Source organism: Amycolatopsis sp. WAC 01376 (assembly GCF_003947415.1).
In the GTDB taxonomy this organism is placed as follows: domain Bacteria; phylum Actinomycetota; class Actinomycetes; order Mycobacteriales; family Pseudonocardiaceae; genus Amycolatopsis.
Window position 1 is genome coordinate 273,541 of sequence record NZ_QHKL01000007.1, and the last position, 20,357, is coordinate 293,897.

At 69.6% G+C, this 20,357-nt stretch carries 15 protein-coding genes; 7 read left to right on the forward strand and 8 right to left on the reverse strand.

Annotated elements, in window-relative coordinates; all coding sequences use genetic code 11:
• Positions 1-26 precede the first annotated feature (26 nt).
• The gene (locus tag DMH03_RS31835) at positions 27-4,319 is read right to left on the reverse strand and encodes a GH92 family glycosyl hydrolase (RefSeq protein ID WP_125795688.1); all 4,293 of its coding nucleotides are present in this window, start codon (positions 4,317-4,319) and stop codon (positions 27-29) included.
• A gap of 200 nt (positions 4,320-4,519) precedes the next feature.
• On the opposite strand from DMH03_RS31835, the gene DMH03_RS31840 reads away from it, so the two are divergent.
• Entirely contained in the window at positions 4,520-6,163 is a 1,644-nt protein-coding gene (locus tag DMH03_RS31840) for a tannase/feruloyl esterase family alpha/beta hydrolase (protein WP_233611746.1), read from the forward strand.
• A 116-nt stretch (positions 6,164-6,279) separates the two neighbouring features.
• Here DMH03_RS31840 and DMH03_RS31845 read toward each other — a convergent pair whose 3' ends face one another.
• The 4 genes from DMH03_RS31845 to DMH03_RS31860 form a co-directional block, all read right to left on the reverse strand.
• Positions 6,280-6,942 (reverse strand): ABC transporter ATP-binding protein, encoded by a 663-nt coding sequence (locus tag DMH03_RS31845; RefSeq protein WP_125795689.1) that lies wholly within the window; start codon positions 6,940-6,942, stop codon positions 6,280-6,282.
• Complete coding sequence (locus tag DMH03_RS31850; protein ID WP_125795690.1) at positions 6,942-7,634, reverse strand: ABC transporter ATP-binding protein; 693 nt, start codon at positions 7,632-7,634, stop codon at positions 6,942-6,944. The genes DMH03_RS31845 and DMH03_RS31850 overlap by 1 nt, the downstream gene beginning before the upstream one ends.
• Complete coding sequence (locus DMH03_RS31855; protein WP_125795691.1) at positions 7,627-10,203, reverse strand: FtsX-like permease family protein; 2,577 nt, start codon at positions 10,201-10,203, stop codon at positions 7,627-7,629. The genes DMH03_RS31850 and DMH03_RS31855 overlap by 8 nt, the downstream gene beginning before the upstream one ends.
• Positions 10,204-10,350: 147 nt before the next feature.
• Positions 10,351-13,539 (reverse strand): BTAD domain-containing putative transcriptional regulator, encoded by a 3,189-nt coding sequence (locus DMH03_RS31860; RefSeq protein ID WP_125795692.1) that lies wholly within the window; start codon positions 13,537-13,539, stop codon positions 10,351-10,353.
• A gap of 83 nt (positions 13,540-13,622) precedes the next feature.
• On the opposite strand from DMH03_RS31860, the gene DMH03_RS31865 reads away from it, so the two are divergent.
• Positions 13,623-14,498: an NAD(P)-dependent oxidoreductase gene (locus DMH03_RS31865; RefSeq protein ID WP_125795693.1), complete on the forward strand. Its 876-nt coding sequence runs from the start codon at positions 13,623-13,625 to the stop codon at positions 14,496-14,498.
• Between the two features lie 11 nt (positions 14,499-14,509).
• The gene (locus tag DMH03_RS31870; RefSeq protein ID WP_125795694.1) at positions 14,510-15,370 is read left to right on the forward strand and encodes an NAD(P)-dependent oxidoreductase; all 861 of its coding nucleotides are present in this window, start codon (positions 14,510-14,512) and stop codon (positions 15,368-15,370) included.
• A gap of 157 nt (positions 15,371-15,527) precedes the next feature.
• Here DMH03_RS31870 and DMH03_RS31875 read toward each other — a convergent pair whose 3' ends face one another.
• Positions 15,528-16,421: a LysR family transcriptional regulator gene (locus tag DMH03_RS31875; RefSeq protein ID WP_125795695.1), complete on the reverse strand. Its 894-nt coding sequence runs from the start codon at positions 16,419-16,421 to the stop codon at positions 15,528-15,530.
• A 79-nt stretch (positions 16,422-16,500) separates the two neighbouring features.
• On the opposite strand from DMH03_RS31875, the gene DMH03_RS31880 reads away from it, so the two are divergent.
• Positions 16,501-17,403 carry an EamA family transporter gene (locus DMH03_RS31880; RefSeq protein ID WP_125795696.1) on the forward strand — a complete coding sequence of 301 codons (903 nt, stop codon included), beginning with the start codon at positions 16,501-16,503 and terminating at the stop codon, positions 17,401-17,403.
• Positions 17,400-18,014, forward strand: coding sequence for an NAD(P)-dependent oxidoreductase (locus DMH03_RS31885; RefSeq protein WP_125795697.1), 615 nt, complete (start codon positions 17,400-17,402; stop codon positions 18,012-18,014). The genes DMH03_RS31880 and DMH03_RS31885 overlap by 4 nt, the downstream gene beginning before the upstream one ends.
• Before the next feature lie 2 nt (positions 18,015-18,016).
• On the opposite strand, the gene DMH03_RS31890 is transcribed toward DMH03_RS31885, so the two are convergent.
• The gene (locus tag DMH03_RS31890; protein ID WP_034318480.1) at positions 18,017-18,253 is read right to left on the reverse strand and encodes a hypothetical protein; all 237 of its coding nucleotides are present in this window, start codon (positions 18,251-18,253) and stop codon (positions 18,017-18,019) included.
• A gap of 61 nt (positions 18,254-18,314) precedes the next feature.
• Between DMH03_RS31890 and DMH03_RS31895 the strand changes: the two genes are divergently transcribed.
• Both DMH03_RS31895 and rraA read left to right on the forward strand, forming a co-directional pair.
• Positions 18,315-18,914 carry a TetR/AcrR family transcriptional regulator gene (locus DMH03_RS31895; RefSeq protein ID WP_125795698.1) on the forward strand — a complete coding sequence of 200 codons (600 nt, stop codon included), beginning with the start codon at positions 18,315-18,317 and terminating at the stop codon, positions 18,912-18,914.
• 13 nt (positions 18,915-18,927) lie between these two features.
• On the forward strand, positions 18,928-19,404 hold the full coding sequence (gene rraA / locus DMH03_RS31900) for a ribonuclease E activity regulator RraA (RefSeq protein ID WP_125795699.1): 477 nt from the start codon (positions 18,928-18,930) through the stop codon (positions 19,402-19,404).
• 6 nt (positions 19,405-19,410) lie between these two features.
• Here the strand turns inward: rraA and DMH03_RS31905 are convergent, their stop codons facing one another.
• Positions 19,411-20,304 carry an NADP-dependent oxidoreductase gene (locus DMH03_RS31905; RefSeq protein ID WP_125795700.1) on the reverse strand — a complete coding sequence of 298 codons (894 nt, stop codon included), beginning with the start codon at positions 20,302-20,304 and terminating at the stop codon, positions 19,411-19,413.
• Between the last annotated feature and the right edge of the window lie 53 nt (positions 20,305-20,357).

Sequence of the window (20,357 nt, forward strand, 5' to 3'; positions counted from 1 at the left end):
GGGGCCTTCACGTACGTACCGGAGGACTACAGCTTCGCGCACTGCCCGGCGGTCGGGCCGCGGACGGTGTTCTGCAGGTCGTAGTCCGTCGGAGCGGGGGAGTTGGCCGCGCACGCCAGAGGTCCGCCGATCGTGCTCGCAGTCAGCACCGGCCCCTTGTTGCCCGTCAACGCCACCGGTCCGCCGATCTCGGTCAGTTCGATCGAGACCGGTCCGGTCGCCCCGGTGATCGACACCGGGCCGTTCACCTTGGTCCGGTCCAGCACGATCTGCGCCGCACCGTTCGCGGTCAGCGGACCGGAGATCGTCCCGCCGCGGACGATCAGGCTCGCGCCCGCCGCCACCGACACCGGACCGGACACCGTCGCACCGTCCACACAGGTCACCCCGTCCCGCACGGTCAGCGGGCCCTTGCGCTCGCCCGTGATCGTCTGCGTGCACGCCGCGTCGGGTTTGCCCAGCACCTCGAACTCCGACAGCGACGCCTCCCCGCCCGTGGTCGCGGTGACCTCGAGCCGGTAGTGGGCGTAGTGCGCCGGGTTCGCGATCTTGAACGCCCTGGTCTGCTGACGCCACGAGAACTTCTGGTCGGTCCGCTGATCCGCGACCGCCCACGTCTTCCCGTCGTAGGAACCCTTCAGCACCCAGCTTTTCGCGTCGCCCGCGCCCTTGCCCGAAGTCAGCGTGTAGAACGAACCCGCCTCGTTCGTCGAGGGCACCTGATACTGGATCGGCGCCTTGACCTTCGCCTCGGTCCGCGACGTGTTGTCGAAGAACGCGGCGTCCCCACCGGAGACCGGCTTGGTCAGATCGTGCACCGGCGTCGGCACCGCGTCGCCCTTGGTGATCGACTTCGGCGCGTCATCCGGGCCGGTACCCCACGACGACGGGTTCGGGCCCATGTCGAAGTCGAGCGTCCCACCGTTCCCGATCGCCGAATGCGCCAGTGACGTCGAGGTCTGCGCCTTGCCGTTCACCTTCAGACCCTGCACGTAGACGTTCTTCGCGCTGTTCTTCGGCGCGTTGACCACGATCTTCTTGCCGCCCGGCAGGTTCACGGTCGCCTTGGTGAACAGCGGCGAGCCGATCGCGTAGTCCGAACTGCCGACCTGCAGCGGGTAGAAGCCCAGCATGCCGAACAGCCACCACGCCGACTGCTCACCGTTGTCCTCATCGCCGCCGTAGCCCTGGCCGAGCTCACTGCCGACGTACAGCCGGGACAGCGCTTCGCGGACCTTCGCCTGCGTCTTCGACGGCTGACCCGCGTAGTCGTACATGTAGAGCGTGTGGTGCGCGGCCTGGTTGGAATGCGCGTACATGCCCATCCGCACATCCCGCGCCTCGGTCATCTCGTGGATGACCCCGGGGTAGGTGCCGAACTTGAGCCCCTGCTCGGGTTTGGCGAAGAACTCGTCCAATTTGGACGCCAGCCCCGCCTTGCCGCCGTAGAGGTTCGCCAGGCCCTGCCCGTCCTGCGGGACCGAGAACCGCATGCCGTACGCGTTGGTCTCGGTGTAGTCGATACCCCAGACCTCCGGGTCGAACTCCTCCTTGCTCCGGGTGAACTTGCCCGCCGCGTCACGGCCCTGGAAGAAGCCGACACTCGGGTCGAACACATTCACGTACTGCGTGGCCCGCTCGGTGAAGTACCCGTAGTTGTCCAGGTACTCCTGCTTGCGCGGGTCGTTCGCCGGAGCCTCGTCGTGGAGCTTCTTCGACATGTTCGCGATCGCGTTGTCGTTGACGTAGCCCTCGATCGCCCACGAGAACCCGTGGTCCGCGGTGTTCGGCGCGTACCCGAGGAACGTGCCCTCGTCGATGCCCTTGCGGCCGACCGCGCCGTTCGGCGGGGTCACCGTGGCGTTCTTGATCGCCGAGTCGTAGGCCGACTGGACGTCGAAACCCTTGACTCCCTTGAGATAAGCGTCCGCGAAGGCAGCGTCCGAACTCGTCCCGGTCATCAGATCCGCGTAGCCGGGGGAGGACCAGCGAGAGATCCAGCCACCGTCGCGGTACTGCTGCACGAAACCGTCCACCAGCTTGCCGGTGGTCTCCGGGCTGAGCAGCGAGTACGCCGACCACACCGTGCGATAGGTGTCCCAGAACCCGTTGTTGACGAAGAACTCGCCGTCGACCAGTTTCGCCCCGGTCTGCGTCGGAGTGTCCTGGCCGGTCTTCGGCGACACCGGGCTCGCGTACTTCTTCACCGGCTTCTCGACCGTGCCGACGTTCTCGAAGCCGGAGTTCGGGTACAGGAACAGGCGGTACAGGTTGGAGTAGAGCGTGATCAGCTGGTCCTTCGACGCGCCCTCGACCTCGATGACCTTGAGCTTCTCGTCCCACGCCTTCTGCACGGTGTCGGCGACCGACTCGAGCGTCGCGTTCGGGGCGAGCTCCTGCTCCATGTTCTTCTTCGCCTGATCGACGCTGATCAGCGAGGTCGCGATCCGCATGTTCACCGTCTTGTCGGCACCCGCGTCGAACTTCAGGTAGCCGAGGACGTTGTCCCGCTTCTGGTCGCCCGAACCGGTCGACAGCTTCGAACCGGCGGTCACCGGCTTGTCGAAGGTGGCGTAGACGAACATCCGGGTCGCACCGGCGGACAGCCCGCTCTTCACGTCGCTGTACCCGGTGATCGCCCGGCCTGCCGGGTCGAGGGTGAGCCCGCCGTTGTTGTTGACGTTGTCGAAGATCAGGTTCGAGTCCGCGCCGGGGAACTTGAAGCGGTACAGCGCCGCGTGATCGGTCGGCGCGACCTCGGTCTTGATCCCGTTCTCGAAGTCGACGCCGTAGTAGTGCGCCCGCGCGGTCTCGTTCGAGTGCTTGAACGGCAGCTTCCGCGCCTCACGGTCGGGGTTCGGCACCCCGGACGCGGTCGAGGGGAGGAACTGGAAGGTCTGCCGGTCCGCCATCCACGGACTCGGCGCGTGGCTCGCGGAGAACGCCTGCAGCGCCGGGAGGTTCTGCTCGTTGTTGCGCGAGTGGTAGGAGTACATCCAGCTCAACGTGCCCGCGTCGGTCGTCGGGATCCAGAAGTTGAACCCGTGCGGCACCGCGGTCGCGGGCATGTTGTTGCCACGCGAGAACGACCCGTTCGACAGCGAGCCACGCGTGGTCAGCACGTTGTCCGACGGGCGAAGGCTCGCCGGCGGCGTCGGCGTCGCCGAGACCTTGATGTCGTCCAGCCAGCCCTGCAGCGAGCCCGGCCCGTCGGCGTTGTCGTAGCCGACCAGGATCCGGTCGACCGTCTTGCCCTTCGCGACCACGCCGATCTGCGAGCGCACCAGGTTCCACTGGTTCGTGTAGAGCACCTTGCTCGCGCCCTGACCCTGCGGCGAGAGCCCGAAGCCGTACTGGTCGACCGCGCCGAGCTGGCTCAGGTACGTGCCGTCGGTGAACGCCAGGTCCACCGCGACGTTCGTGCTCGGATACTTGAGGTCGCCGCGGATGAACTCCGGCTGCACCTTGTACGACAGCTCCGAGGTCGCCGCCACCGGGATGTCGACGTCGAAGATCTTGTTGTACGACCAGCCGTGCCCCTGCGCCTTGTGGCTGCCGGAGTAGCGGAACGCCCGCAGGCCGGTGAAACCGACCCGGTTCTTGCTGGTGTAGCCGCTGCCCGGGCCGCTGTCGGCGAAGCTGCGCATGTTCGGCAGCGCCGGCGGGGCCGGGTCCTCGTTGGCCAGCAGCAGCTCCGAAAGCTGCATGATCGGGCCACCGTTGTTCTTGCTGACGTCGAGCCGGAAGTACTTGTACGCGGCACTCGCGGCCGCGAGGCGGTACTCCTTCGTCTGGAACGGCTCGCTGAACTTCTGCCCGGTCTGCTTGTCCAGCTCGGTCCAGTTCTGGCCGTCGGCGGAACCCTGCAGCGTCCAGTCCTGCGGGTTGCGGTTGTCGAAGTCGTTCGCCGAGGACAGCGCGTACCGCGTGATCGACGTCGGCTCGGACAGCGTGACCTGCGCCCAGCCGGTCGGCGTCCAGGCCAGCCACTTGGTGTCGGTCGAGCCGTCGACGAGGTTCGAGACCCCCTCGTTGGGGGTGTTCTCGCTGTTGGCGGAGGTCTCGGTGACCTTGCCGCGGATGTCACCGGGGATGGTGGTGGCGTTCGCGCCGTCGACACCGAAGGCCTTCGGCTTGCCCGACGGGTCGGTGTCGACGGTGTCGCTCCACGTCGGCTCCGGTTCACCCGGCTCGAACGAGGAGTAGAAGTCCGGTGGGGCCTCTTCGGCCGCGGCTGTGGCGGGGAAGGCTACCAGCCCGGACGCCACGACCGTGGCACTCAGAAGGCTGCAGACCCAGGGTCTGACGCTTCGGGGCATCGTTGCACCAATGCTTTCTCGCAGGGGGACCGGTGACGCCAAGAGAGAAAAACTCGGTTGTGACATCGATGTCAAGACACCCGGACAAACCTGGCCCGAAGTGGACAACCCGGATGTCCGCAAACCTGGTGGACAACGGGCGGGAGCGGGGCCAGGGTGAATGAGCCAACTGAAGCCGATCCGGAAACTGGGGTGGGGAAATGCGGCGGTTGTCCATGCTCGGCGTGGCAGCGCTCATCACGGCAGGCTCGATACTCACGGCTCCGGCGGCCACCGCCGGCGAAACGACCTTCCGCCCGGTGCGCACGTGCGCCGAACTGGTGCGGACCTACGACCTTCCCGGCGCGGTCACGCACGTCAAGACCGCGACCGTGGTGCCGGCGACGGCGACCGAACCGGAGAACTGCGACGTCCGCGGCTACGTCGAACCGGCGGTGCAGTTCCAGCTCCGGCTGCCGACCAAGACCTACGCGGGCCGGTACCTGCAGTTCGGCTGCGGCGGGTTCTGCGGCGTGGTCAACACACCGCCGTTCGCCGACTGCGGCCTCCCGCACGGCGGCGACGTCGCGGTCGCGGCCACCGACGACGGTCACGTCGGCAAGACCCCTTCGGTGGTCGACGACGGCAAGTGGGCCGAGAACGACCAGGCCGCGCGTGACGACTTCGCGTTCCGTGCGCCGCACGTGGTCTCGAAAGCGTCCAAGCGACTGATCACGGCGTTCTACGGCGCTCCGCCGAAGAAGTCCTACTTCACCGGCTGCTCCGACGGCGGCCGCGAGGCGCTCCTGCTGGCACAGCGCTACCCGCACGACTTCGACGGCATCATCGCCGGCGCGCCCGCCGGCTACTGGGGCCCGCTGCTCGGCGTCTACCAGACCTGGCTCGCGAAGGTGAACACCGGCGCCGACGGCAAGCCGATCCTGACCGCCGACAAACTCCCGGCCCTGCACGCCGCCGCACTGTCCACATGCGACAAGTCCGACGGCCTCGGCGACGGCGCCATCGACGACCCGCGCACCTGCCGCTTCGACCCGGCCGCCATCGCCTGCCCGCCGGGCACCGACAACGCGGGCTGCCTCACCGCGGCACAGGTCCAGGCCACCAAGAAGATCTACGCGCCGCCGACCGACGAACGCGGCCGCAAGCTGTACCCGGGCGGCCAGACCGTCGGCTCCGAGCTGTCGTGGTACGGCTGGATCATCCCGTCACCGGAAACCGGCGGCGTCCCCTTCGCGCAGGCGCTCGCCGACAACTACCTGAAGTACATGGCCTACCCGATCGGGACACCGCACTCGTCGGTCGAGAAGTTCGCCTTCACCGCACGCGAATTCGACCGGCTGACCCCGGAAGGCATCCGCTCCAACGCGATGTCGACGGACCTGCGCGAATTCCGCCGTGCGGGCGGGAAACTCGTGATCTGGCACGGCTGGGCCGACCAGGCGATCCCCGCCGCGGGCAGCATCGACTACTACCAGCGGCTCACCCGCGCCAACGGCGGCCCCGCCGCGACGCAGAGCTGGGCGCGGCTGTTCATGGTGCCCGGCCTGTACCACTGCGCGACCGGCGACAAGCTGACCGAATACGACCCGCTGAAGGAACTGGTCTCCTGGGTCGAACGCGGCACCGCGCCGGACCGGACCATCGCCACCGGCCGCGACGCCGACGGCAAGGTCTTCCGCACCCGGCCGGTGTTCCCGTACCCGCTGCAGGCCAAGTACGACGGCACCGGAAGCGTCGACGACGCCGCGAACTTCGTGCCGGTCCCGCCATCGCGGCCTTCACAGGACGTCGTGAACTGGGCCGGGAACGACCTGTACGGGAAGGCGGGTCCTGTCGCTCCCTAGGGGCCCTCGCCACCCGCCTGGCCCCGTGTTCCGTGAAGGCCTCCTTGAGGGACTCTGGGTCCCTCAAGGAGGCCTTCACGGAAAGACCACCTGGCACGACACCGCCCAGTGACCGGTCAGGAAAGGACGCCGTCCAGCAGGCGGACCCGCCGGTCCGCGATCCGGTGCACGTCGTCGTCGTGCGTCGCCACGATGACCGCGGCGCCCTCCTCGGCGCACAGCCGCAACAGCCGAAGCACGCGCGGCGTGCTCCCGGCGTCCAGATGTGCTGTCGGCTCGTCGGTGAGCAGGACCCGCGGCCGTCCGCTGACCGCCCTGGCGAGCGCGACCCGTTGCTGCTGCCCGAACGAGACCTCGAGCGGGTAGCGGTCGCCGAGTTCACCGATCCCGAGTTCCTCCAGCAGCCCCGAAACCCGCGCGTGGATGTCCTTCGCACTGGGTTTGGGGACGTCGGAGCGCAGCCGCAAGGGCAGCGCCACGTTCTCCGCGATCGTCAGTTCGTTCGCGAGGCCGAGTGCCTGCGGCAGGACGGCGCACGTATGCCACGGCGGCGCGCCCGCTATCGGAATGCCGTCCAGCAGGACACTGCCGGAATCGGGCGAGTCGAAGCCGCACAGCAGCGCCAGCAGCGCGCTTTTGCCGGAGCCGGACCGGCCGGAGACGGTGACCAGTTCGCCCGCGGCCACGCGCAGTTCGAGTCCGCGCAGGACTTCGACGTCGCCGCTGGGATGGGGGAACCGGCGGCGTAACCCGACGGCCTCGAGGGCGGGTTCCGCCATCACGGCACGACCTCCCGTTCTTCGACTTTTTCCAGTCTGCCCTTGTGCATCCGGGCGACCCGGCTGCCGAGTTCGATGAGCCGGTCGTCGTGTGAGGCGACGATGACGGCGAAATCCTGGCCCGCCAGGTACTTCAGGGTGTCGAGCACCCGGTCGGCGGACCCTTCGTCCAATTGGGACGTCGGCTCGTCGGCGAGGACGACGGTGGAGCGGCGAGCCAGGGTGCAGCCGAACGCGAGCCGCTGCTGCTGCCCGCCCGACAGTGCCGAGATCCGCCAGCTGCCGGTCCCGCCGAGCCCCAGCTGATCGAGGATGTCGTCGGGCAGGCATTCGGTCCCTGCCGATTCCGCCGCCGCGCGGAGATTGTCGGCGACGCTCAGGTACGCGAGCAGGTTGTCGGTCGGGTTCTGGAACACCAGGCCGAGGTGGTTCCGCCGCAGCGCTCGCCGGTCGCGATGCCGAAGCCTGCCGGTTTCGGTGCCCTGGAAGGAGATCGTGCCCCGCACGGGCTGCTCGAACAGGCCGAGTGTCCGCAGCAGGGTGGACTTGCCGGAGCCGGACGGCCCCGCCAGCACGGTGATCCCGCGCGCGGGGATGTCGATGGTGACGTCGTCGACACCGGTGACGGTGCCCGCCGGCGTCTGGTAGTCGACGCCGATCCCGCGCAGCCGGAAGATGGGTTTCTCAGGCACGGATCAACTCCGCGGTCCGGGCGGTGCGCACCGAGCGCATCGCGATCCAGCCGGCCAGCGCCACGACGAGCACACCGACGGCGAGAACGGTCAAAGCGAGCGGGGTCGGGTCGGGCAGCGCCGACTGCGGCGGGAGGAAGGTCGCCGGATCGAAGCGCGGCACCGAAAGCCCCGCGACCGAGACACCGCAGACGACACCGATGACCACGGCGAGCCCGCTGAGCGCGCCCAGTTCCATCAGATGACTCGCCAGCAGGGCACGCGGCCGCATCCCCATCCGCAGCACCAGCGCCCCGGCCAGCGCGTTCTGGCGCCGGCGGACTTCGACCGCGACCAGCAGCGACACCACCGCCACCACCCCGAGCACGGCACCGAGCAGGGCCATGAACGAGAACGTCCAGGACACGACGTAGAACGGGAGCGCGTCGAGTGCCGACTCACGGGTGACGCGGTTGACCGCCGTCGCCACCCCCACGGAGCTCAGCGCCTCGGTCACCTGGGTCATCGACGAGCTCGACAGCACGCTCCACTTGGGCACGCCGCGCAGCTGCGCGGCGCCGAGCGAATCCCGCGAGATCACGTACCCGGCCTTGGTGCCGATGATCGGGAACATCGGCAGTTCGCCGATCGCCCTGGCATCCCCGAGGCCGGCGGGCAGCGCGGTCTTCCTGGCGGCGTCGCTGCCGATCCTGATCGCCGGCACACCGGCGCCGGCGCTGGACAGGCCGCTCAGCAACCGGTCGACCTCGGCGCCGTCGAGCGGGCCGAGCGTGGCGGCGCGCCGGAACGTTCGCGGGTCCACGACCAGCACGACATTGCCGGTCCCGGTCAGTTCGCCGACGATCGTGGTGGTGTCGCCGACCGAGTCGGGCAGCCGGACCTGGCCGGTGCCGACAACGCTTTCGGTGTCGACCCTGGTCTCTGCCCCGACGAAGATGGCCGACTTCGTTTGCAGCGCCTCTTCCTGGCCGCGGGCGATACCGATCCCGGTCGCCAGTGTCCCGATGGCCAGCGTGCCGATCACGAGGACACCGGTGACCGGCGCGCGGGCGCTGGCGAGCCGCCGGATGGCCAGTTGCAGCGCCGGCCGGGACCACAGCCGCGCGCGATGCGACGCATGCAAAGCGAGCCAGGCCAGCCGTGCGGCGATGAGCCCGACGGTGAGCACGACGAACACCGGATACGTGAGCGCCAGCGGGTCGACCTGGGGGAGCGGGTTGCCGATCCGGGACCCCTTGCTGTAGTCGACCAGCCGGTTCCAGCCGAGCAGGGCGACCGCGGCGGTGAGCAGTTCCCACGGGAAGAACGCCAGGATCTTCACCCGACGGCGTCCTCCCGAGCGGACGCGGCCGAGTTCGAACTCCCGATGGGTGCGGACCGCGATCACCCCGGCGAGCAGCGCGAGCGAGACGAGGAGGATCGCGGCCGCGACGAGTGACCCCCACACCATCGACCCGTCGTCCAGTTCACCTGGTGGTCCGTACACCCCGAGCAACAGCCGGGCGAGGACGCCGCCCGCCACTCCACCGGCGACGATGGGGACCCCGAGTTCGGCGACCGCGAGCAGGCCCAGCGCGCCCGGGCCGCTGCCCCGGGCGGACAGCAACCGCAGCTGCGGGTGCCGCCGCTGGTACCACTGCAACGCGACGGTGCCGATTCCCGCGCAGCCGACCAGGATGCTGATGGCCGCGAGCGGCAGGATCGAGATCAGGACATTCGATTCGGCCTGGTTGCTGATCTCCACCGAACGCTCGAACGGCAGCGAGCCGACGATCGCGTCACCGAGGCCTCGGGCACCCAGATCCGCCTTGACCGAGGCGATGAGGGCTTTCGAACGTTCCTGCAGGTCTTCGGCCTCGCTCACGGTCTTGGGAGGAGCCTCGTAGAACGACAGGTGCAGTGTCTTGATCACCGGGACGCCCAGTGCGCGGACCGTGTCGTCGAAGGTCTTCCCGTCGGTGGCGAACATGACCGAGTCGAGCGGGTCGTTGGCGAGCCTGCTGACGACGGCGTTCCGCTGCTGCGAGCACCACCAGCGCGGCGCCGGGTCGGCGAGGTCGCGGTACAACCCGGTCACCGGGGGCAACGGGGTGCCGCGGATGCTCGGCGTGGTCCCGGTTTTGATCCCTTCGGCCCCGGCCACGACGGTGCCGAGCCAGAATCCGGCGGCAGCCGACCCGTCCGTCAGATTGAGATGGCCGGGCAGAGCCTGATCCCGGTGTGCGAGAACGACCTTGTAGTTCGGGTCGCCGTTGAACTCGGTGCCGGTGAGGTACGGCGTGTACCGGGAGGTGACCGGCGCGGCGAAACCGTGCGCCGGGGCGTTGCGGCGGACCGAGTCGACCACCTGCGGAGCGACCGCGGCGGGGACGTTGTCCTTGCTGAAGACGGGGCCGTAGTAGTCCGGGCACGCGATGCCGGACTGGTACGTCACCGCGGCGCCGCCCGCGGCCGAGGCCTGCAGGATGGCTGCGGTGCCGAGGAAACAGGCAAGTAAGGCGGTCACCGCTGCGATGATCAAAGTCAGAGGACTGGTCAGTGCCGCCCTCGGAGCCGCTCGCCACGGCATTGTCACCCTGGGCCCGCCGGGAGCCCCCCACCTCACCCGCATGGATACGCACGCTACCGGTCGGGGCGCTTTGGCGACAGAAAGAAATCACCGTTTGTTGCTGACGTGAAGTAAGGCCTGGTCCATTGTGGTGATACGGGTGCACGCCTACTGACTGTCCGTCACCAAGTGATCGACCGGTGTCCTCTCGCCCGCCGCGTGCTCCGCCGAGAATGCGGTTTCTCCGAGCGCCGCCATCACGACGCCGGTGATCCGGTCGACGTCGCCACGTTCCCCCTTCGGCAGGGGAGCGCCCACCGATCGCCGCGAAGCCGCCGCGGCACCCAGCAGCCGCGCGGCCGCGTGATACGAGCCGGCTGCCGCCTCCGCCCCGGCCAGACCTTCCAAGCCGAGGGCGATCGCGCGGGGATCCTCGCTGTGCCGGGCGATCGCGAGGCCGTCCAGCTGGAGTCGCTTCGCCTTCGCCGTGTCTCCGCGTTGCTCGGCGATGAACCCGAGCTCGGCGAGGATGAGCGTGCTGCCCGCTTCGGACTCCACGCGGCGATGCCAGTCCAGTATGGACAGCAGCCGCTGTTCGGCCTCCTCGAACAGCCCCTGACGTCGCTCGCCGAGCGCGAGCCCTGTCTCGGCGTAGACCTCGCCGGGTTTGAAACCGTGTTCGACGGCCAACGTCCTGGCCCGCTCGTGGAACTCCTTCGCCCCCTCGAAGTCCCCCGTGAGCAGCGCCGTCCGGCCCAGCCAGGACAGTTTGTAGGCGACCTCCGGCCACAGCTCCAGTTCCTCCGCGCGGCGAAGGCTTTCCCGATGGACACGGGCGGCGTGGTCGTAATTCCCGGCTATCGACGCCAGCACGCCGACGACGAACGACGCTTGAAGCCAGCCCCAGCGTTCGCCGAGCCCGTCGAAGATCGCGGCGCTTTGAGCGGCGATCCGGCCGGCGCCGGTGAGGTCCCCGCCGGCGATCAGGTGGGTTGCCCTGTCGCTGAGCGCGGCCGCGGCGCTCCAGTCTTCACCGATGTCGCGGGCGGTTTCCAGCGCGCCGAGGGTGAGCTTCTCGGCCCGGCACAGGTCGCCGATCGTGGACCACGCGTAGCCGAGGAACCACAGCGTCCGTGCCCGCGCGACGGGATCGGAGATGCCCCACACTGCGTCCTCCGCCGCGCCCTCGGTGCAGGTGCCGTCGAGGACGGCGATGCCGGTGCTCCAGCCCAGAGCCTGCGCGTACTCGTCGCCGGCGTCGATCTCCGTGTCGAGTACCAGGTTCAGCGAACGACGGGCCTCGCTGAGCCGTCCGCGGAGGAACCAGAACCAGGTCGTCGCGTTCACCAGCCGCAACGCGAGCCGGTGTTCTCCCAGCCTCAGCAGCGTTTCCAGGGCACGCCGGGTGTTGGCGCCCTCGGCGTCCAGCCGGTCGAGCCAGCGCCGCTGCTCCTTCCCACGCAGCCCCGTGTCACCGCGTTCGGCGAGTTCGACGTGGAAACGGGCATGCCGCAAGGACAGTTCGTCGAGTTCGCCCGCCCGTTCGGCGTGTTCGGAGGCATACGCCGAAACGGACTCCAGCAGCCGGAACCGCGGTTCGCCGGATCTGCCCGGCCTGCTGACCACGAGCGACCTGTCGACGAGCCGGGACACCAGATCCATGACGTCGGCGGCGGCGATCCCGCCGCCCGCGCAAACCGACTCGGCCGCGTCGAGCCCGCAGCCTTCGGCGTGGACGGCGAGCCTGCGCAGCACGATCTGCTCGGGCTCGCTCAGCAGGCTCCAGCTCCAGTCGATCATCGCGCGGAGCGTCTGCTGGCGGCGCGGCCCGCCCCGCCTGCCCGAGGACAGCAGGCCGAACCGGTCGTCGAGGCGGGCGAGGAGTTCGTGCACGCCGAGCGTCCGCACCCGGGTGGCGGCGAGTTCGAGCGCCAGCGGGATGCCGTCGAGCGTGCGGCAGATCCGGGTGACGACGGCCGCGTTCTCGGCGTCCAGCGCGAACCCCGGAGCGGCCGCCGCGGCACGGGCGGTGAACAGCCGGACCGCGCTCGATTCCCGCACTGCGGCGAAATCCGCGTGCTCGGGCAGTTCGAGCGGCGGCACCGCCCAGACGTTCTCCCCGGGCAGGCCGAGCGGTTCCTGGCTGGTGGCGAGCACACGCAGCCGCGGCGCCGCCGCGAGCAGCCGTTCCACCAGCGCCGCGACCGGTTCGACGACCTGTTCGCAGTTGTCGAGGACGAGCAGGATCTCCTTGTCCCGCAAGGCATCGGCCAGCGACTGCGTGACCGACTTCGCCGACGTGGCCTCCTCGCGGAGGTCCAGCACGGCCGCCAGTACGACGGCGACGAGGTCCTCGGGCGGGCACGTCGGGCACTCGACGTTGTCCAGGCCCGCGAGCTCGACTAGCCAGGTGCCGTCGGCCATCGCGTGCTTCGACGCGGCCTCGATGGCGAGCCTGGTCTTGCCCACGCCGCCGGGACCGGTGAGGGTGACCAGCCGCGTGTCGGTGACGAGCGCGCCGACCTCCTTGACCGCCGTGGTGCGGCCGATCAGTTCGGTGAGTGACTCCGGCAGGTTCCCGCGCACCGGCTCGGCGGCACGGCCGGGTTCGAGATCCGGACTGCGGGTGAGGATCGCCTGGTGCAGGGCCGCGAGGTCCGGCCCCGGTTCGAGACCGGACTCGTCACGCAGACGAGCCCGGAGCTCGGCGTAGGCCTCCAGCGCTTCGCTGTGCCGCCCGGCGGCGTACAAGGCGCGCATCAGCAGGCCGCGGAGCCGCTCGCGCAACGGATGCCGCGAGACCAGGGCCGCCAGTTCCCCGGTGAGGAGGCCGTGCTCGCCGAGCGAAAGCCGGGCTTCGGCTCTGTCCTCTTCCGCGAGCAGCCTTTCCTCCTCCAACCGCTGTGCCGCGGCCACGGCGAAGAGTTCGTCCTCGAATCCGGCGTACGCGGGACCTCGCCACAAGGCCAGCGCGTCCGCCAGCAGCGCGGCCCGCGCGCGCGGATCGACGGAGGCACGGGCGCGGGCGGTGAGCGCGCGGAACCGGTGGACGTCCAGGTCACCGGCCTCGACGGCGAGGACGTACCCGGCCGGTTGATGCGTCACGATCTCCCTGGCACCCGGCTCCGCCCGATCCAGCGTGCGGCGCAGCTGGGACACCTTGGTCTGCAGGGTGTTGCCCGGATTGCCCGGCGGATGCTCACCCCACAGATCGTCCGTCAACGACGACACCGACGCCGCCCTGCCCTCCCGGCTCAGCAGCGCGGCGAGCAGGAGACGGACCTTGGCCTCGGGCACGACGACGGGCTCGCCCGCGGTCGTCCACGCGGCGAGCGGTCCCAGCACTCCGAATCGCACGAAACCGACGTTAGCGCGGACCACCGACAAGACCGTGCGTGGACCCGCAGCGATCCGTGCGCGGGCGGCGTCACGGTGGTCCCATGAGCGAACACGGAAAGACCCCGGTGACGGTACTGGGGCTGGGCGCGATGGGAACCGCGCTCGTAGAGGCACTACTGGCCGCGGGACATCCGGTCACCGCGTGGAACCGGACCGCGAGCCGCGCCGAGGGCGTGGCGGCGAAGGGAGCTTCGGTCGCTTCGACCATCTCGGAGGCTCTCGCGGCGAACGAGATCGTGATCGCCTGCCTGCTCGACTACGACTCGGTGCACGAAGTCCTCGACCCGGTCGCGGCCGAGCTCGCGGGACGGCAGCTGATCAACCTGACCAACGGCACCCCCGGCCAGGCACGCGAAATGGCCGCCTGGGCCGAAGAGCTGGGCGCGGCGTACCTGGACGGCGGGATCATGGCGGTCCCGCCGATGATCGGCACTCCCGCGGCGTTCATCTTCTACAGCGGATCGGGCACCGTCTTCGGCCACGCCCGCACCGCGCTCGACACCTTCGGCGGCGCCAACTACCTCGGCGCCGACCCCGGACTGGCACCACTGCACGACATCGCGCTGCTCAGCGGGATGTACGGGTACTTCATCGGCGTCATCCAGGCGTACGCGCTCGTCGGCTCGGCTGGAGTCAAGGCGCGGGAATTCGCGCCGCTGCTCCGCGGCTGGATCGACGCGATGAGCGGCTTCCTGGAGCGCTCGGCCGAACAGATCGACGACGGCGACTACCTGACCGACGTCGTGTCGAACATCGGGATGCAGGCCGCCGCCTACCCGAACCTGGCGCAGGCGGCGGAGGACCAGGGCATCAGCGCGGAGTTGCTCACGCCGCTCCAGTCGCTGATGGACAAACGAGTCGCCGACGGACACGGCGCCGAAGACCTGATCGGCGTCATCGAACTCCTCAAGAAGTAAAGGAAAACACAATGATCACACTGATCGGGCTCGGCCCGATGGGACAGGCCATGGTCCGGGTACTCCTGGAGAACGGCCACGGAGTGACCGTCTGGAACCGCACGGCCGCCCGCGCGGACGGCGTGGTGGCGGCCGGTGCCGTTCGCGCCGAGACGCCGGCGGACGCGGTGTCGGCATCGGAGCTGGTGCTGCTGAGCCTCACCGACTACGCGGCGATGTACGACATCCTCGGCAAGGCCGAGGACGCCTTGGCTGGCAAGGTGATCGTCAACCTCAGCTCGGACACCCCGGAGAAGACCCGCGAAGCAGCCGACTGGGTCAAGGCCCGGGGCGCGCAGTTCGTCGCGGGTGGCGTCATGGTGCCGGCCCCGCTGGTGGGCAAGGAGGAGGCGTACGTCTTCTACAGCGGCCCCACCGACGTGTTCGAGAAGTATCGGGACATCCTGGCGCTGATCGGACGGGCGGACTTCCTCGGCGAAGACGTCCGGCTGGCACAGCTGTTCTACCAGGCGCAGCTGGACATCTTCCTGAACGCGCTTTCGGCGTTCCTGCACGCGACCGCGCTCATCCGCTCGGCCGGAGTGCCGATCGCGAAGTTCCTCCCGTACGCCAAGGAGAACTACGCGATGATGGACTTCTACCTGGAAGCCGCGGCGGAGCAGGTCGAGAAGGGCGAGCACCCTGGCGACGAGGCCAACGTGACGATGATGGGCGCGTCCGCCGACCACATCGTGCAGGCGAGCCGCGACGCCGGGATCGACGTCGTCCTGCCGGAGGCGATCAAAGCGCACTACGACCGGGCGATCGCCGCGGGACACGGGCGCAGCTCGTGGACCAGCCTTTACGAGGTCATCAAGGAAGGGCGCGAGTAGTCGCCTGACTCACGGCGCGCATTGCCGGTCCGTGAGGGCCTCCTTCCCTACTCTCAAGGTAGGGAAGGAGGCCCTCGCTACCCGCCGTCTCCCGTGATGCCGGGCCCGCGTTCCGTGAAGGCCTCCTTGAGGGACTCTGGGTCCCTCAAGGAGGCCTTCACGGAACGTCCCCAACGTCACCCGGCGCCACGCCCAGTACGTCCAGGAAAGCTTTCGCGGCCGGAGTGACCGTGGAGCGGTTCCAGACGAGGTGCTCGATCCGCGCGGGCGCGTCCCGGACCGGCACGGTGACGACGTCGGTCAGGTTCGGCATGTACTTCGACGGCAGCAGCGCCACACCCAGTCCCTGATGGATGAGCCGCGCCATGAAATCGGCGGCCGTCACCTCGAAGGCCACCTCCCGCGTGATCCCGGCCGCGGCGAAGGCCTGATCCGTCTGGGCCCGTCCCGCCGATCCGGCGGGGAAATCGACGAAGACCTCGGTCGAAAGCCGCTTCAAGTCCACTTCGGACTCGACGGCGAGAGGGTGCCCCGGCGCCACCACGGCGATGAGATCGTCGCGGCCCAGTTCGCAGGTGGCCACGCCTTGGGGCCGGTCGGACACCGGGAGGCCGAGGAACGCGACCTCGATCGCCCCGTCCCTGATCTGCTCCACCAGCTTTTCGCTCGCCCCGACCCGCAGCCCGATCCGGACGTGCGGATACCGGCCGCGGAAGGTGTGCTGCGCCGCCGGGACGTCGACCGCCGCGACGGTCGGGATGACGCCGACGGTGAGCCGTCCGCGGATCTCGCCGACGGCCGCGGCGACCTCCGAACCGGCGCGTTCGGCGGCCTCGAGACATTGCCGGGCGGCGGGCAGGAACGCTTCACCCGCGGCGGTCAGTCGCACTCGGCGGCTCGTGCGCTCGAACAGCCGCGCGCCGAGTTCACGCTCCAGCCGCGCGATCTGGTGACTCAGCGCCGACTGCACGACCAGACAGCGTTCCGCGGCGCGCGTGAAGCTGTTCGTCTCCGCCACCGCCAGGACGTACCGCATCTGCTGAAGCTCCATGTATCCATCTTGAATCACGATGGATCAAGTGACAAACATGTGTTGGACTCATTGATCGCCGGCGCCGAAGCTGAGAAGCGTGAAAACGCTGACGACCACACCCCTCGCCGCCGGTCTCGCCGGTACCGCGCTGACCGCCTTCGCTCCCATGGTCTGGGGAACGACCTACGTGGTCACCACCGAACTCCTTCCGCCAGGGCATCCGCTGTTCGCCGGACTCATGCGCGCCCTGCCCGCGGGACTGATCGCGCTCGCCATCACCCGCACCATCCCGCGCGGCACGTGGTGGCTGAAGGCCGCGGCGCTCGGCGTCCTCAACATCGGGATGTTCTTCCCCTTGCTGTTCGTCGCCGCCGAACGGCTGCCCGGCGGCGTCGCCGCCACCCTCGGCGCCGCCCAGCCGCTCCTCGTCGCGATCCTCGCCGTGGCGGTGCTGCGGCAGAGCCCGTCCGCGTGGCGGTTCGCCTGGGGGATCGTCGGAATCGTCGGTGTCGGCCTGGTCGTGATCGGCCCCGCGGCGGGTTTCGACCTCGTCGGGGTCATCGTCGGACTCGGTGGCGCCGCCACCATGGCGCTCGGCGTGACCCTCACCAAACGATGGGGACGCCCGGCCGACGTCGGGCCGACCGCGTTCGCCTCGTGGCAGCTCACCGCGGGCGGCTTGTTCCTGCTGCCGGTGACCTTCCTGTTCGAAGGCGCACCGCCCGCCATCAACCTGGACGCGGCTCTCGGTTACCTCTGGCTCGGCCTGATCGGCGGCCTGCTCGCCTACGTCCTGTGGTTCCGGGGCATCACGTCCCTGCCGGTCACCTCGGTCGCCGTCCTCGGCCTGCTCTCGCCGATGGTCGCCGCGGTGCTCGGCGCCGCGCTGCTCGGTCAGTCGCTCGGCCCGGTCCAGCTCGCCGGTTTCGCCCTCGCCCTCGCCTCGATCGTGGCAGGCCAGATCACCCCGAAGACCAAGATGGAAGGCATCGTCCGATGAAGATCGCCGTTGTCGGAGCGTCGGGAATGGCAGGCTCCCGAATCGTCGCCGAGGCCGTTTCGCGCGGACACCACGTCACTGCCGTCTTTCGCCGCACTCCACCGGAGCATCCGGACGTCGACGTCGTACACGGCGACGTCACCGACATCCGCCACATGAGCGCGGTTTTCGCGGGAGTCGACGCCGTCGTGGGCGCGACGAGACCCGCGCCCGGCGCGGAAGACACCGTCGCCGCAACGGTCACGGCCCTGCTCGACGCCGCGGCGGGCACGCGTGTGCTGGTCGTCGGCGGCGCCGGACCGTTGCGGTCGCCGTCCGGCGGCCTCGTGATCGACGACCCGGCGTTCGTGCCGCCGGGGTGGCGGACCATCGCCTCGGCCAGCCTGAGCCAGCTCCAGGCCTGCGAGGCCCACGCGGGCGACTGGGTGTACCTCAGTCCGCCCGCGATGCTCGAGCCCGGCGTCCGGACCGGGGCCTATCGGCGGGGCACGACGACCATCGTGACCGCGGAGGACGGTTCGTCCGGGATCTCGGCGGAGGACCTCGCCGTCGCCGTCGTGGACGAACTCGAGAATCCGGGCCGGGACCGGCATTTCACCGTCGGCTACTGAGGCTAGAGCCGCCACTTCAGCTCGGGCGGGTCTCCGGGTGATGGCGTCTCCGGGCTCCGTTCGGCCTCGATCTGGATCTCGATGTTGGTCTTGTGCGAGATCGGGTCCCAGATCTCCTCGATCGGCGCCAGCAGCGACTGGCTGACGCCCGCCCGTCGGGCACGCGCCGCGTACCACGCGAATCCGGCCAGGAAGAGGGGAAGGCTGAGAAACGCGGCCACGGGTGCCAGGAACTCCATGCACCGGACGATACAGTAACGTCGTGTATCCAGAAACGTTCTGTTACTGAATTGGCGGGCGATGACCAGGCTGACACGGGCCGAACAGCAGCGGCGCACCCACGAACACCTGCTGGAGGCCGGTCGGCAGGTCTTCTTGCGACGCGGCTTCCTGGCGGCGACGGTCGAGGAGATCGCGGCCGACGCCGGGTACACCCGCGGCGCCGTCTACAAGCACTTCGGCGGCAAGGAAGGACTGTGGCTGGCGATCATCGAAGCCGGCGCGGAAGGTCACCTCGCGGAGCTGCGGAAAACCCTCGCCCTCGCCACCAGCAGGGACGACGTGATCGCGGCACTGGCTCCTGTCGACGTGGTGGACAAGGATGCCGCCAGATGGAGCGCGGCGGCCGCGGAAGTGCTCGCCGCGACGGCGCAGCAGCCTGAAACCGCCGCCCTCGTCGCCGCCATCCAGCAGCGCCACGACGACGAGGTCGTCGCCCTGCTCGTCGAACACGCGAAGCGGCTCCGCCTCGAACCCGCACTGCCACTCCATGAGGCAGTCGTGATGCTGGGCGCTCTGGGCATCGGGCTCGCCCTGCGTCAGGCGGTCGCGCCTGCCGCCGACCCCGCCGCCATCCTCACCCACGTGCTGGACTCGGTGTTCCCGCCCGAGGCGACGTGAGAAACTCCAGCGCGTGATCGATTCCTTCACCACCGCCGACCTCGTCGACGAACACGGCGACCGGCTGCGCGTCTGCGACACCCAGTTCCGCCAGTTCGGCGGGCACCGGAAGTTCTCGGGCCCGATCCGGACGGTCTCCTGCCACGAGGACAACGGCCTGGTCAAGAAACTGCTGGCCACCCCCGGTGACGGCGGTGTACTGGTGGTCGACGGCGGCGGCTCCCTGCACAGCGCGCTGACCGGCGACATGATCGCGAAGTCCGCCGTGGACAACGGCTGGGCGGGCGTGGTCGTCAACGGCGCGGTCCGCGACAGTGCCGAGCTCGCCGGGCTCCCGCTCGGGGTGAAGGCGCTCGGCACCAACCCGCGCAAGAGTTCCAAGGCGGGCGTCGGCGCTGTCGACGTCCCGGTCGGTTTCGGGGGAGTGACCTTCACTCCCGGCGACACGCTCTACGCCGACGACGACGGCGTCGTGGTCCTTCCCGCCTGAACCGGCTCACACGACGATGACCCGGCGGCCGCGGGTGTGCCCGGCGTGGCTGTCGACGTGGGCCGCCGCGGCATCGGCCAGTGAGTAGGACTTCTCGACCGGGATGTGCAGCTTGCCCCGCGAGATGAGGTCGACGGCTTCGGCCAGCGCGTCCGGCACGCTCCCGGCCACCCCGGAGAACCGGACGCCGAGCTGGGGCGCACTGAGATCGGCGATGGTGAGCACCTTGTCCGGATCCCCGGTCAGCTCGACCAGTTCGGCGATCACGCCCGACCCTGCCAGGTCGAGTGCCGCGTCCACCCGGCCGAGCCGCCGCACCCGCTCCACCCAGCCCTCGCCGTAGGTCGTGGCGACCGCGCCCAGGCCGCGCAGATAGTCCTGGTTCGCGGCGCCTGCCGTGCCGATCACCGCTATGCCGCGCTCGCGGGCGATCTGCAGCACCGCCGAACCGACCCCGCCGGACGCGCCGCTGACCAGCAGCGTCTCGCCCGATCGCACGCCGGCTTCGCGGATGAGGCGCAGTGCGGTCTCGACCACGGAGGGGTATCCGGCGGCCTCTTCGAACGTGAGTCCCCCGGGCATCACGGCCCAGGCCGTCAGCACGGCGAACTCGGCATAGGTGTTCGAGCCCTCGCCGAATACCGAGTCGCCGATCTCGACACCGGCCACGCCATCGCCGACCTCGTCCACCACGCCGGCGGCGTCCAGGCCCACACCGGACGGCAGCACGGTCGGATGGGCGCCGAGCACCTGTCCCTCGCGCACTCGCCAGTCGACAGGGTTCACTCCCGCCGCCCGCACTGCGATGCGCACTTGACCGGGACCCGCGTGCGGATCCTCGGCGTCGACGAGCTGCAGGACTTCCGGACCACCGAACTCGGTGAAGATCACTTTCTTCATGCGGCCGACCGTAGCACTAACAGTTAGTGTTTTGAAACCGTTGTTGTTTTGGA

Bases quoted from the DNA above. Each gene is read 5' to 3' on its own strand.
- DMH03_RS31845 (WP_125795689.1), bottom strand. From the start codon at position 6,942: ATGGCGGAACCCGCCCTCGAGGCCGTCGGGTTACGCCGCCGGTTCCCC.
- DMH03_RS31895 (WP_125795698.1), top strand. From the start codon at position 18,315: ATGACCAGGCTGACACGGGCCGAACAGCAGCGGCGCACCCACGAACAC.
- DMH03_RS31855 (WP_125795691.1), bottom strand. From the start codon at position 10,203: ATGCCGTGGCGAGCGGCTCCGAGGGCGGCACTGACCAGTCCTCTGACT.
- DMH03_RS31890 (WP_034318480.1), bottom strand. From the start codon at position 18,253: ATGGAGTTCCTGGCACCCGTGGCCGCGTTTCTCAGCCTTCCCCTCTTC.
- DMH03_RS31870 (WP_125795694.1), top strand. From the start codon at position 14,510: ATGATCACACTGATCGGGCTCGGCCCGATGGGACAGGCCATGGTCCGG.
- DMH03_RS31885 (WP_125795697.1), top strand. From the start codon at position 17,400: ATGAAGATCGCCGTTGTCGGAGCGTCGGGAATGGCAGGCTCCCGAATC.
- DMH03_RS31875 (WP_125795695.1), bottom strand. From the start codon at position 16,421: ATGGAGCTTCAGCAGATGCGGTACGTCCTGGCGGTGGCGGAGACGAAC.
- DMH03_RS31905 (WP_125795700.1), bottom strand. From the start codon at position 20,304: ATGAAGAAAGTGATCTTCACCGAGTTCGGTGGTCCGGAAGTCCTGCAG.
- DMH03_RS31835 (WP_125795688.1), bottom strand. From the start codon at position 4,319: ATGCCCCGAAGCGTCAGACCCTGGGTCTGCAGCCTTCTGAGTGCCACG.
- DMH03_RS31840 (WP_233611746.1), top strand. From the start codon at position 4,520: ATGCGGCGGTTGTCCATGCTCGGCGTGGCAGCGCTCATCACGGCAGGC.
- DMH03_RS31865 (WP_125795693.1), top strand. From the start codon at position 13,623: ATGAGCGAACACGGAAAGACCCCGGTGACGGTACTGGGGCTGGGCGCG.